The sequence below is a fragment of the Microbacterium sp. GXF6406 genome (assembly GCF_054798215.1).
Window position 1 is genome coordinate 20,521 of the sequence record NZ_JBSJZH010000007.1, and the last position, 12,306, is coordinate 32,826.

Here is a 12,306-nt window from a genome sequence, read left to right on the forward strand (position 1 = left end):
GGGATTCGTCCCGATGCCCTTTCGCGTTTCCTCAGGCGCTGTGCGTCACGCGGCCGGCGACCAGAGTCGCGGCGACGGGCATGCTGCGCAGCGTTGCGGCGTCTGCGGTGCGCGGATCAGCGCCGCAGAGCACGAGGTCCGCGCGATCGCCCGGCCGAACCGCACCCCGCACGCTCGCGACGATCGCCTCATCGACCGTGAGTCGCTCCTCCGAATGCCACGGATCACGCTCGTCATCCGTGCGCAGCACGGCCGCGGCGATGGCCTGCCAGGGATCCAACGGTGCCACCGGAGCATCCGATCCCAGACGCAGACCTGCCCCGACGCGCAACAGGGAGGCCATTGGGTAGCCGACCGAAGTCTGCGCCGCCCAGTAGCCGTCCACCAGGTCGCGGTCGTCGAGGGCGTGCTGCGGTTGGATGCTGGCGGTCAGACCCAGCCGGGCGATGCGCGCGAGATCCGCGTGGCGCACGAGCTGAGCATGTTCCAGGGTTCCGGTCGCGCCCGTGATGGTCACAGCATCCAACGCCGATGACACGGCCCGGTCTCCGATCGCATGGACCGAGGCGGAGAGCCCCGCGCCGGTCGCACGGGTCAGCAGATCGACGAGTTCATCCCGGGCAATGGTGAGCACTCCGCGCCCGCCATGGTCAGGGTACGGATGCGCACATGCCGCCGTGCGAGTACCGAGCGACCCGTCGGTGATGATCTTGAGCGATCCGACGGTGATGAGTCCGCCCGAGTCCGCCATGATGTCGCCCGTTCTCAGCCCCGCGCCGATCGCACGGTCGAGGTGCTCGGGGTAGACGGCGAACTCGACGCGCTGCGTCAGCGGCCCCGCGGCGCTTCGACGTTCCCATGCCTCGACGTTCCAGGCCATGTCGAAATCGACGATGCCCGTCACGCCGCGCGAGGCCGCAATGGCCATGGCCCGCGCCACGGCCTCATCGGCGTGGGCCGGATCCGCGGCGTTCACGCGTCGGGATATCTCGAAAGCATCCTGTTCGCGCAGCATCCCATCCGGCGAGGTGAACCCCTCGCGGGCGAAGGCCGCCGAATTGAGCCAGACGCTGTGCACGTCGGCGTTGATCAGATAAGTCGGGACCGCGCCCGTCGCCTGATCAAGCACTCCGAGGGACGGCGCATCCGGCCAAAGGGCATCTCGGAAACCCGTTCCGATTCTCCGCCCATCGGCGAGCGGAGCCACCGTGGCCATCCGGCGGGCCGCCTCCGCGGCGGAGGTGACCTCGCCCAGCGGTTCTCGCTCGGCAGCCAGCGCCCACTGCACGGTGTGCACGTGGTTGTCCCACAATCCCGGCATCAGCCAGGCGCCCTCGGCATCGAGGACATCACCTCGAGATCCGAGCGCGCCGACAGGCGCGATATCGACGATGCGCCCAGATTCCAGCAGCACGTCCACCGGCTCGTCATCCATGAGGAACTCTCGCCCGGGGCCGACGACCCGTGCGGCTCTGATCACCGCCGGGGCGTCACCGGTCGCCGCCATGCTCATGCCTGACAGCGCGGGCACCAATAGAGCTTGCGCGCGCCGAGCTCCTCGAGCACGATCTCCGTCCCGCACAACCGGCACGGAAGGCCGGCCCGGTGGTACACCCAGTGCCGGTCATCGCGTCGCGCCATCGCCGCGCGGTAGTCGGCGTCCGTGAGGCCGTCCATGGTCATCATCTGCCCGGTCTCGACGCCGATGGGCAGCAGATAGGCCCAGTCGGCCCACAGCTGGCGCACGATGTCCTCGGGGATGTCCTTGCCCTTGGTATGCGGGTTCAGCCGCGCCCGGAAGAGCATCTCGGCACGGTACACGTTGCCGATGCCGCTGACGACGGCCTGATCCATCAGCAGAAGGGCGATCGCCGTGCCGCGCTTGCGCACCGCGCGCACGAAGCGCTCCTCGTTCTCGGCGGGATCGCCCACGAGCGGGTCGGGGCCCAGCTTCGCGACGGACGCGAGCATCTCATCCGGCGTCTGCAGCACGCAGGCCGTCGGGCCGCGCAGATCGGCGGCGGTGATGTCGGTCATGAGGCGCAGTCGCACCTGCCCGATCGCCGGGGGCGGCCACTCGAGGTTCTCCTCGGCGAGGCCACGAGTGTCCTCGGACATGCGCACATGCACGCGGGAGCGGCGCGGCGCTCCGATCGAGGACAGCGAGTTCTCGCCGTCGTCGTCCATGATCGTCTCGTCTTCGCCCAGCGTGGTGCCGCGCTGGTTCGTCTGACCCATGCGTCCATTGGCAGAGGCGATCGTCGGATCCAGCAGGATCTCCCCCGCGAAGTCCCAGGCGCCGTAGAGGCCGAGGTGAACACGAAGCCACAGGTCGCCCTCGGTCTCGAGGAACATCTGTTTGCCGACCGCCTGCACGCTGATGGCCTCACGGCCGTCGAGAAGCGCCGCCCCTTCGGCGAAGCGCCCCTGCGGGCTGGAAGCGCTCAGCGCCTTGCCGATGAAGTTTCGATCGAACTGACGGGCGATGCGGTGGACGGAATGACCCTCGGGCATATCAGGCGCGGGGGTCCGGCAGCAGAGTGCCGTCCTTCTCGAACTCGGCGATCTGGCCGATGCGGCGCACGTGGCGCTCATCGCCGGAGAACGGCGTCGCGATGAAGCGCTCGATGAAGGAGACGACCTCATCGAAGCTGTGCTGGCGCGCACCGATCGAGATGACGTTGGCGTCGTTGTGCTCGCGGGCGAGCTCGGCCGTGGACAGGTTCCACACCAGTGCGGCTCGGATGCCGGAGACCTTGTTGGCCGCAATCTGCTCACCGTTGCCGGATCCACCGAAGACGACGCCGAGCGCCTCGACGCCGGACGCCTGATCTGCGACGACGGCCTGCGCTGCACGGATGCAGAAGGACGGGTAGTCGTCGACCGCGTCGTATTTGATCGGTCCATGATCGACCACGTCATGACCGGCTCCGCGCAGGTGCTCCTGCAGCTGAGTGGAGAACTCGAGTCCGGCGTGGTCGGTGGCGATATGGATGCGCATACCCTCCATCCTAGAAGGCCCGCGCATCGTGCATCAGGGAGCGAGTCCGGCCGCGGCGGGCTTGAACCCGAGGCGCACGTTCTCGCAGTCGCCAGGACGCGCGATGTCGGGCCATGGCCCCAGTGCGGTCATGTGCGGCCGCTCGGCGGCCGGCGTTCCCTCGAGGCGTTCGACGACCAGGTCCACGAGTCCGGCGACGAACGCCGGGTGCGTGCCCGGCGTCGCCGTGCGCACGGCGGGGAGCCCGACGGCCTTGGCGCTGTCGAGCGCCTCGGTGTCGAGGTCCCACAGCACCTCCATGTGGTCGCTGATGAAGCCGAGCGGAACGATGACGACGGCCTTGGCACCGGCTTCGGGCAGGGTCGCGATCACATCGTTGATGTCGGGTTCCAGCCACGGCTGGCTCGGCGGGCCCGAGCGCGATTGGAAGACGAGCTGCCACGGAACGGTCGCTCCGCCGGTGACGACGCCGAGGTTCTCGATGATGTGCTCGGCGACGGCGCGGTGCTGCGCGGCATAGGCGCCGCCCTCGCCCCAGTCGACGTCGCGCGGGCCGGAGCGCTCTGCGTCGGCCGTCGGGATGGAGTGCGTGGTGAAGAGGACGTGGATGTCGGATGCTGCGATCCCCTGCTCGACGAAGCGGCTCACCGCTTCGTCGACGCCTTCCTGGAAGGGCTGCACGAATCCGGGGTGGTCGAAGAAGAGACGCACCTTGTCGGCGGTGGCGACCGAACCGAGGTCGTTCTCGGTCATGACACGCGCGATGTCCTCGCGATACTGACGATCGCTGGAGTAGGAGCTGTAAGCGCTGGTGGCCAGCACGAGAAGCGTCGAGTGCCCATCGGCGACCGCGGCGGTGAAGGCGTCGTCGAGGTAGGGGGTCCAGTTGCGGTTTCCCCAGTAGACCGGCAGGTCGATGCCGCGATGCGCGAGTTCCGCTTCGAGCGCCGACTTCAGCTCGCGGTTCTGTTGATTGATCGGGCTCACACCGCCGAAATGACGGTAGTGGACGGCTACTTCCTCGAGTCGTTCATCCGGGATGCCGCGTCCTCCGGTGACATTGCGGAGGAACGGGATGACGTCTTCCTGCCCCTCCGGTCCGCCGAAGCTCGCGAGGACGAGGGCGTCGTACGGGACCGGGGTCTCCACGAATGCGGCGCCACCGGCGGCCGCTTCAGACGCGAACGGAACGACATCAGGAACGATTGCACTCACCCCTCCATCCTCCCACTTCCCGATGCCGCCGATGGCCGCTCCTGGCGTAGGCTGTCAGGGTTGCCGTCGGCGCCAGCCGCGTCGAAACTCGGCCGCACCCCGAACCCTTGGGAGAAAAAGCTGTGCCTGGAGAGAACCTGACCCGTATCGAGGCGCAGGAGCGCCGAGCGATCGTCGACACCCAGTCGTACGAGATCTCACTCGATCTGACGAAGGGCGCCGAGGTCTTCGGATCCCGCAGCGTCGTCCGCTTCACCGCCACGCCGGGGAGCTCCACGTTCATCGATCTGATCGCGCGCGATGTGCGCGAGATCTCGCTCAACGGCGAGCTGATCGCACCGGACGAGGTCTTCGCCGACTCGCGCATCGCACTGTCCGGCCTGCAGGCCGAGAACGTGCTCGTCATCGATGCCGACTGCGAGTACACCAATACCGGTGAGGGCCTGCACCGTTTCGTCGACCCCGTCGACGGTGAGGTGTACCTCTACTCGCAGTTCGAGGTTCCGGATTCCCGTCGGGTCTTCGCGGTGTTCGAGCAGCCCGATCTGAAGGCGACGTTCCAGTTCACGGTCACCGCACCCTCGGCGTGGAAGGTCGTCTCGAACTCCCCCACCCCCGAGCCGATCGTCCATGACGACGTCGCGACGTGGGGCTTCGCGCCGACCCCGCGCATCTCGTCGTACATCACGGCGCTGGTCGCCGGCCCCTACGAGGCGACCTTCTCCGAGCTCACCAGCTCCGACGGCCGCGTGATCCCGCTCGGCGTCTACGGCCGCAAGAGCCTGTGGGAGCACCTCGACGCCGACTACATCTTCGACAAGACCCGCGAGGGCTTCGCCTACTTCGAGTCGAAGTTCGGCGTCGCGTACCCGTTCGAGAAGTACGACCAGCTCTTCGTCCCCGAGTTCAACGCCGGTGCCATGGAGAACGCGGGCGCCGTCACGTTCACCGAGACGTACGTCTTCCGCAGCAAGGTGACGGATGCTGTCAAGGAGCGCCGCGTCGTCACGATCCTGCACGAACTCGCCCACATGTGGTTCGGCGACCTCGTCACGATGAAGTGGTGGAACGACCTCTGGCTGAACGAGTCCTTCGCCGAGTGGGCGTCCACGATCGCCACTGCCGAGGCCACGGAGTGGACCGAGGCGTGGACGACGTTCAACGCGATGGAGAAGACCTGGGCCTACCGCCAGGACCAGCTCCCCTCCACGCACCCGATCGTCGCGGAGATCAATGACCTCGAAGACGTCTACGTCAACTTCGACGGCATCACCTATGCCAAGGGCGGATCGGTCCTCAAGCAGCTCGCCGCCTGGGTCGGGATCGACGCGTTCTTCGCGGGCGTCGGCCAATACTTCCAGAAGCATGCCTGGGGCAACACCGAGCTGAGCGATCTGCTCGGCGAGCTCGAGGCCACCAGCGGCCGCGATCTCACCACCTGGTCGCAGAAGTGGCTCGAGACGGCGGGCGTCAACACGCTGGCCCCGGTCATCGCCGAAGACGCGGATGGTCTGATCTCGCGTTTCGCGATCACGCAGACGGCGCCCGCCGACTACCCCACGATCCGCCCGCACCGCCTCGGCATCGGTCTCTACGATGTCATCGACGGCGCGCTCACCCGCACGCACTACGAGGAAGTCGACGTCGACGGCGATCGCACCGAGATCCCGGAGCTCCAGGGCCACAAGCGCCCCGACCTCGTTCTCCTCAACGACAAGGATCTCGCCTACGCGAAGATCCGCCTCGATGAGCGTTCGCTGGCCACCGCGATCGCGCACCTGGGCGAGATCGCCGACCCGCTGGCCCGCTCGCTCGTCTGGGGCGCAGCCTGGGATCAGACCCGCGACGCCGAGATGCCGGCATCCGCATACATCGATCTCGTGCTCGGAAACATCGGACGCGAGACCGAGTCGACGACCGTCCGCACCACGCTCGCGCAGCTGCGCACGGCGGCCAACCAGTACGTCGCGCCGGCGCAGCGCGACGCGGCCCGCGCGAAGATCGCCAACGGGCTGTGGGAGCTCGCCGAAGGCGCAGCCGCCGGCAGCGACAGCCAGCTGCAGTTCGTCACCGCCTTCGCCGCTTCGCTGACCGACGCCGAGCAGGCGGGCATCATCGGCCGTCTGCGCTCCGGCGAGGATTCCCTCCCCGGGCTCGAGATCGACACCGACCTGTCGTGGCAGCTCCTCGTGGGACTCGCCTCGATCGGTGCGACGGATGCCGCGGCGATCGAGGCCGCACTGGCCGCGGACAACACCTCCAAGGGGGCCGAGTTCGCCGCGCAATCACGTGCGGCGCTGCCGACGTCCGCCGCGAAGCAGTCCGCATGGGCCTCGTTGATCGACAGCGCCGATCTGCCGAACACGATCGTCCGTTCCTCGGCCGCTGGGTTCGTCCACCCGAACAGCACCGAGGTGCTCGGCGAGTTCGTTCCGCGCTACTTCGAGATGCTGCTTCCGGTCTGGGAATCGCGTACCTACCAGATCGCCAGCTACCTGATCGTCGGACTGTACCCGACCCCGCTGGCCAACGCTGAGCTGCGGGATGCGACCCGCGCGTGGCTCGCCGAGAACACCGACGTCGCCCCGGCGCTGCGTCGTCTCGTGAGCGAGGGACTGGCCGACGTCGAGCGCGCCCTGGCCGCCCAGGTTCGCGATGCGGAAGAGGACGAAACCCAGGACTGACCTCTTCGGCACGGAATCGAGCGGGCCTCGGACGCGGCGCACAGCCGCATCCGAGGCCCGCTCGCTAGGATCGGAGCGTGAGCACCGTCCCGTTCGAGATCGCGCCCGAGCCCCGCTCGTTCCCGCTGTGGCTGGAAGAGACCCTCGGCTCGTTCTTCCGCTGGCTGGCCGAGGCCGGTGCCAACATGGCGCACGTGCTCGCAATCCTGGTCGTGAGCGTCGTCATCGCGTTCCTCCTGCGGCTCGCGATCCGCAGGATCGTGCGGCGCATCGTCAACAGTGCCAAGGTCAAGGCGAACGTCGACGACACGCAGGCGCTCGAGCGCTCGCCCCTGGCCGATATGCGGCTCGTCCAGCGCACGCGAACACTCGGTACGATCCTGCAAAACATCGTCAATGTCGTGATCGCGATCGTCGCTCTGGTGATGATCACGACGCGGCTCGCACCCGACCTGGTCGGTTCGCTCACGCTGCTGACCGCAGCGGTCGGCGCCGGCCTCGGCTTCGGCGCGCAGAACATCGTGAAAGACGTTCTCAACGGTCTGTTCATCGTCGCGGAAGACCAGATCGGCATCGGCGACATGGTCGACATGGGTCTCGCCACGGGCGTCGTCGAGTACGTCGCCGTGCGCATCACGCACGTGCGCGATGTCAACGGCACGCTCTGGTATGTCCGCAACGGCGAGGTCACCCGCATCGGGAACATGTCCCAGGGGTGGGCGCGGGCGATCGTCGACATCGGAGTCCCGGCGAACGCGGATGTCCCCGAGGTCGAGACTGCGCTCCTCGCTGCCGCCGACAAGCTCGCCAAGGATCCGAAGTGGCGAACCCGAATCATCGAACGTCCCGAGGTCTGGGGCATGGAGTCCGTCGAGGGCGAAGCGCTGATCATCCGCGTGGTCATGAAGACGCGCGCGAACGCCATGGATGATGCCGCCAGAGAGCTGCGGATGCGGCTGAAGGGAGCGGTCGAAGGACTCGATCTCGCAGTCCCCTCTCTCGAGTCGGTGACGCCGACGGGCATCGCCGGCGCACGCCGCGTGCGCGGAGCGAACCCACCGCACACCCGTCCGAATTCGGTCACCGGCGTTCCCCCCGCACGAGGCATCTGGCGCAAGAAAGACCCGAAGCCCCCGAGCGCACCGAAGGACAATGCATGACGTTCTACGACGAGGTCGGCGGATACGCCACGTTCGAGAGGATCGTTGACGGCTTCTACCGGGAAGTGGCGCTCGATCCCGTGCTCAAGCCCATGTACCCCGAGGAGGATCTCGGTCCGGCCGCGGAGCGCTTCACGCTCTTCCTCGTCCAGTACTGGGGCGGGCCCACGACGTACGGTGAACGACGGGGTCATCCGCGGCTGCGGATGCGCCATATGCCGTTTCGCGTCGACTCGGATGCCCGCGACCGGTGGCTGCGCTGCATGCGCACCTCTCTCGACGAGATCCAGCTCTCCCCTCTGCACGATGCAACGCTCTGGGACTACCTGGATCGAGCTGCGCATGCCATGGTGAACACCATGGAGCATCCGGGCATCCGCCCGACGCCCGCGGGGCGCACCGAGCTCCCGACTCGTGAAGTCAGTCAGGATTCGACGGAGAACACATGACGCACAGGCCCCTGTCCACCGACGTTCTCGTCATCGGCTGGGGGCTGTCCGGCCTGGTCGCGGCTACGGAAGCCGTCGCCGCCGGCAGACGCGTCGTGATCGTCGATCAGGAGCCGAGGAGCAATCTCGGCGGGCAGGCGTGGTGGTCCTTCGGCGGCCTGTTCCTCATCGACTCGCCCGAGCAGCGACGCATGGGGGTCCATGATTCCCTCGAGCTCGCACAGGACGACTGGTTCGGCAACGCCGCATTCGATCGCGATGAGGACCATTGGCCCCGCGAATGGGCCGGCGCCTATCTGGATTTCGCCGCCGGTGAGAAGCGCGCCTGGCTGCGCTCCCTCGGCATCGGCTTCTTCCCTGTCGTCGGTTGGGCGGAGCGCGGCGGTTACGGCGCCATCGGCCCCGGGAACTCCGTTCCGCGATTCCACATCACCTGGGGAACCGGACCGGGCATCGTGGCGCCCTTCTCGGATGCTGTGCACCGGGGCGAGGACGATGGTGTCATCACCGTCCTGCCTCGACACCGGGTGACCGAGCTCCTGAGCGATGATGGTGCTGTGGTGGGTGCCCGTGGTGTCCGGCTCGTCGACTCCCCCGCTCCCCGCGGCGTCGAGAGCGCGCGGGAGCGCGTCGGCGACTTCGAGATCCGCGCGGGTGCGACCATCATCGCGTCGGGCGGGATCGGCGGGAACCACGACCTCGTTCGCGCAGCCTGGCCAGCACGTCTGGGAACGCCGCCCGCGCGCATGCTCTCCGGCGTTCCGTCCTATGTCGACGGATCCATGCAGGCGGTCTCCACTGCGGCGGGAGCGCACCTGGTCAACGGCGATCGCATGTGGCACTACGTGGAAGGCATCTCGAACTGGGATCCCGTCTGGCCGAGCCATGGCATCCGAATCCTGCCGGGGCCGTCCTCCCTCTGGCTCGATGCGACAGGCAAACGGCTTCCCGTTCCTCTCTACCCGGGATTCGACACGCTGGGCACGCTCGAGCATCTGCGCATCACCGGGCACGATCATTCCTGGTTCATCACGACGAGGCGGATCGTCGAGAAGGAGTTCGCCCTCTCCGGCAGCGAGCAGAACCCCGACCTGACGGGCAAGGACGTCGGCCTCCTCCTGAAGTCTCGGCTGGCGAAGGGACCGACAGGACCAGTCCAGTCGTTCCTCGACGAGGGTGAGGACTTCATCGTCGAGGACGACTTCGAAACGCTACTCCGTCAAATGGCCCGTCATGCCGGCGGTGATGTGCTCGATGTCGATCAAGTGCGCCGCGAAGTCCGCGCCCGCGATGCACAGATCACCAACGGTTTCGGTAAAGACGCGCAGATCTCAATGCTGCGCGCGACGCGGTCCTACCGGGGAGACCGCCTGATCCGCACCGCCGCTCCCCACCGACTCACAGATCCGGGCGCCGGGCCGATGATCGCGGTGAAGTTGCACATCCTCACGCGCAAGTCGCTCGGCGGGATCAAGACCGACCTCGACGGACGCGCCCGCGATGAGCATGACGCCGTGATCCCCGGCTTGTTCGCTGCGGGGGAAGCCAGTGGTTTCGGAGGCGGTGGTGTGCATGGCTACCGCGCATTGGAAGGCACATTCCTCGGCGGTTGCCTGTTCTCGGGCCGCCAGGCGGGGCGCGCAGCAGCGCGCTGATGTCTCAGGATTCGCCTCCGGTCAGGCGCACCGCCGTGAGGCCGGTGGCCATCGGCCCCCTGGCCAGCACATGTCCTCGCGAGAAGGCGAGCCGGTGCCAGCGCCCCGCGGTTGTGACCCTCACCTGTTCCTCACCGGAGATGAAGCCGAACGCATGAGCGGCGAAGGCCACACCGCGCGGGAGACCGAGAAAATCTTCATCCGGCTCGCCCCAGATCGACGCTCGAAGGGAACGGACCGCTTCTTCCCCGGAACCGGCCCCCGCACCGCGTGCAACGGCGCTGATCCCCCATTGCGCGCGCTGCGCGACGGTGGAGGCCTCGAGATCGCCTGCGGGCTCCCAGCCCCCGCGCGGAGGCGAGATCCCCGCCCAGGAGGGCGACAAGCCGCTCTCCGGCAGCACCAGCATCCTCTCGTCCTCGTCCGCCATGAGTTCATCGATGACGAGATCGCAGACCAGCTCAGGATCCGCGCGGACGATCCGCATCGCGAGGATCGTCGGGGTCTGATCGAACAGCCCCTGCGGGGCCAGTGCCGGCGCCGTCAGAGCGAGCACGCCCCCGGACGCCTGCAGCCGAATGCCCTCATCCGAGGCCTTCCGTGCTCGGCCCACGAAGGTCAGGACATCACGGGCCGTATCGGGATCGGCGAGGAGGAGGCGTGCAGACACAGGATCTAGACTACCGATGAGGCGATCATCGGTCGCAGAAAGGGCCGGCATGACCGCAGAAGCCGAGGCACGGCAATCCGTCCAGAACCTGCTCGATGTCCTCGACCTCGATGAGACCCGCGCCCGCACCACCGAAGACATCTTCACCGGCCAGTCGCAGAGCATGCCGAGCGGACGGATCTACGGCGGTCAGGTGCTCGCGCAGTCGTTGATCGCCGCCGAGCGCACCATGCCGATCGAACGCGCGGCCCATTCGATGCACGGCTATTTCCTGCGTCCCGGGGACTCGGCCCAGGGCCTCACGATCGCGGTCGACCGCGTCCACGACGGACGCTCCTTCTCGACCCGGCGTTCGCAGGCGTACCAGAACGGTGTGCCGATCTTCTCCATGATCGCCTCGTTCCAGGACGAGGCCCCCGGCGTCGAGCATGCGGCAGCCATGCCAGACGGGGTCCCCGAGCCGGAGCATATCCCCTCCGACGAGGATCTGCTGCACGACGCCCACCCGATCACTCAGCGGCTCTTCAGCGAGCGCCCGGCAGACATTCGGCACGTGGAGTCACCGCTGTACGTGACCGCTGACGGCGCGAAGCAGGCCGGCCAGATGGTCTGGATGCGCATGCGCGCCCCGATGCCGGACGACCCGCGTCTGCATCGCGCCGCTCTCGCGTTCCTCAGCGACATGACCATCCAGGAGTCGATCCTGCGCGCCCACGGCATCCCGTGGTCGACGAGGGGGCTCAAGGTCGCCAGCCTCGACCACGCGATGTGGTGGCACCGTCCGGCGCGGGTCGACGAGTGGCTGCTGTACGTTCAGGAGTCGCCGAATGCGCGCGGCGGAAGAGGCCTGTCCACCGGTCGCATCTACACGCGCGAGGGTGTTCTCGTCGCCAGCGTCGCGCAGGAGATCATGGTCCGCGTCCCCACGGACTGACAGTTCTCGCCCCCGTCGTCGACGGTCCGACGTCAGCGGTGCGCGTAGGCGATCGGCCGTCCGACATACGGGCCCCATACGCGCCGCATGTCTTCCGAGACTCGCACCGGCCGACCTGTGGCCGCATCCACGAGCACGATGACGGCCGTCGAGCGCGCGTAGAGGACGCGCGCGTCGTAGGAGGGATCGTTGAAGACCTCATAGCAGACCTCGACGCTGGATCCGCCGATCTTCCCGAACCACATCTGCACTTCGAGCGGACGACGTTGGTACGGCACCGGAGCGAGGTATTCGATCTCCTGGCGGGCGATGAGCGTCAGAACGCCCTGCTCGATGCCGGACTCGATCACGGCTGTCGGCGGGGCGTCCTCTGTGTCGTCCGCTTTCCAGAAGGCCCGCACACGTGCCTCTTCGAGCAGCTTGAGCATCGACGTGTTGTTCACGTGGTTGAACGCGTCGAGGTCGCCCCAGCGCAGATGTATCGGCAGGTGGAGACGGGCATCGGCCCCGGCGGATTCCGCCGGGGCCGATGCCATGT

General features: G+C 67.7%; 11 protein-coding genes. 5 read left to right on the plus strand and 6 right to left on the minus strand.

All coding sequences use genetic code 11. The features are described from left to right. Positions 1 to 31 precede the first annotated feature (31 nt). Genes ACWAUG_RS05815 through ACWAUG_RS05830 form a run of 4 tightly spaced genes read right to left on the minus strand, consistent with a single transcriptional unit; the run spans position 32 to position 4,216 of the window. Entirely contained in the window at positions 32 to 1,507 is a 1,476-nt protein-coding gene (locus ACWAUG_RS05815; RefSeq protein WP_460801858.1) for an amidohydrolase, read from the minus strand. Between the two features lie 2 nt (positions 1,508 to 1,509). Next, positions 1,510 to 2,514 carry an Fpg/Nei family DNA glycosylase gene (locus ACWAUG_RS05820; RefSeq protein ID WP_460801816.1) on the minus strand — a complete coding sequence of 335 codons (1,005 nt, stop codon included), beginning with the start codon at positions 2,512 to 2,514 and terminating at the stop codon, positions 1,510 to 1,512. 1 nt (position 2,515) lies between these two features. Then, entirely contained in the window at positions 2,516 to 3,001 is a 486-nt protein-coding gene (locus tag ACWAUG_RS05825) for a ribose-5-phosphate isomerase (RefSeq protein ID WP_460801817.1), read from the minus strand. A gap of 33 nt (positions 3,002 to 3,034) precedes the next feature. Next, a complete protein-coding gene (locus ACWAUG_RS05830) occupies positions 3,035 to 4,216 on the minus strand; it encodes a ferrochelatase (RefSeq protein WP_460801818.1) in 1,182 nt (393 codons plus the stop codon). Positions 4,217 to 4,338: 122 nt separating this feature from the next. Between ACWAUG_RS05830 and pepN the strand changes: the two genes are divergently transcribed. The 4 genes from pepN to ACWAUG_RS05850 all read left to right on the plus strand — a co-directional run bounded on the left by pepN (position 4,339) and on the right by ACWAUG_RS05850 (position 10,164). Further along, a complete protein-coding gene (gene pepN / locus ACWAUG_RS05835) occupies positions 4,339 to 6,900 on the plus strand; it encodes an aminopeptidase N (RefSeq protein ID WP_298036537.1) in 2,562 nt (853 codons plus the stop codon). Positions 6,901 to 6,977: 77 nt separating this feature from the next. Next, positions 6,978 to 8,060, plus strand: coding sequence for a mechanosensitive ion channel family protein (locus ACWAUG_RS05840; protein WP_298036538.1), 1,083 nt, complete (start codon positions 6,978 to 6,980; stop codon positions 8,058 to 8,060). After that, complete coding sequence (locus ACWAUG_RS05845) at positions 8,057 to 8,509, plus strand: globin (protein WP_298036540.1); 453 nt, start codon at positions 8,057 to 8,059, stop codon at positions 8,507 to 8,509. The genes ACWAUG_RS05840 and ACWAUG_RS05845 overlap by 4 nt, the downstream gene beginning before the upstream one ends. Next, a complete protein-coding gene (locus ACWAUG_RS05850; protein ID WP_460801819.1) occupies positions 8,506 to 10,164 on the plus strand; it encodes an FAD-binding dehydrogenase in 1,659 nt (552 codons plus the stop codon). Before ACWAUG_RS05845 ends, ACWAUG_RS05850 begins: the two co-directional genes overlap by 4 nt. A 4-nt stretch (positions 10,165 to 10,168) precedes the next feature. Here the strand turns inward: ACWAUG_RS05850 and ACWAUG_RS05855 are convergent, their stop codons facing one another. Beyond that, complete coding sequence (locus ACWAUG_RS05855; protein WP_460801820.1) at positions 10,169 to 10,834, minus strand: hypothetical protein; 666 nt, start codon at positions 10,832 to 10,834, stop codon at positions 10,169 to 10,171. A gap of 49 nt (positions 10,835 to 10,883) precedes the next feature. Here ACWAUG_RS05855 and ACWAUG_RS05860 point away from each other — a divergent pair, with 49 nt between their 5' ends. Then, complete coding sequence (locus ACWAUG_RS05860; RefSeq protein WP_460801821.1) at positions 10,884 to 11,768, plus strand: acyl-CoA thioesterase; 885 nt, start codon at positions 10,884 to 10,886, stop codon at positions 11,766 to 11,768. A 32-nt stretch (positions 11,769 to 11,800) separates the two neighbouring features. Here ACWAUG_RS05860 and ACWAUG_RS05865 read toward each other — a convergent pair whose 3' ends face one another. Next, a complete protein-coding gene (locus ACWAUG_RS05865) occupies positions 11,801 to 12,304 on the minus strand; it encodes an acyl-CoA thioesterase (RefSeq protein ID WP_298036724.1) in 504 nt (167 codons plus the stop codon). Positions 12,305 to 12,306: the final 2 nt, after the last annotated feature.

Bases quoted from the DNA above. Each gene is read 5' to 3' on its own strand.
- ACWAUG_RS05815 (WP_460801858.1), bottom strand. From the start codon at position 1,507: ATGGCGGCGACCGGTGACGCCCCGGCGGTGATCAGAGCCGCACGGGTC.
- ACWAUG_RS05820 (WP_460801816.1), bottom strand. From the start codon at position 2,514: ATGCCCGAGGGTCATTCCGTCCACCGCATCGCCCGTCAGTTCGATCGA.
- ACWAUG_RS05825 (WP_460801817.1), bottom strand. From the start codon at position 3,001: ATGCGCATCCATATCGCCACCGACCACGCCGGACTCGAGTTCTCCACT.
- ACWAUG_RS05845 (WP_298036540.1), top strand. From the start codon at position 8,057: ATGACGTTCTACGACGAGGTCGGCGGATACGCCACGTTCGAGAGGATC.
- ACWAUG_RS05850 (WP_460801819.1), top strand. From the start codon at position 8,506: ATGACGCACAGGCCCCTGTCCACCGACGTTCTCGTCATCGGCTGGGGG.
- ACWAUG_RS05860 (WP_460801821.1), top strand. From the start codon at position 10,884: ATGACCGCAGAAGCCGAGGCACGGCAATCCGTCCAGAACCTGCTCGAT.
- ACWAUG_RS05865 (WP_298036724.1), bottom strand. From the start codon at position 12,304: ATGGCATCGGCCCCGGCGGAATCCGCCGGGGCCGATGCCCGTCTCCAC.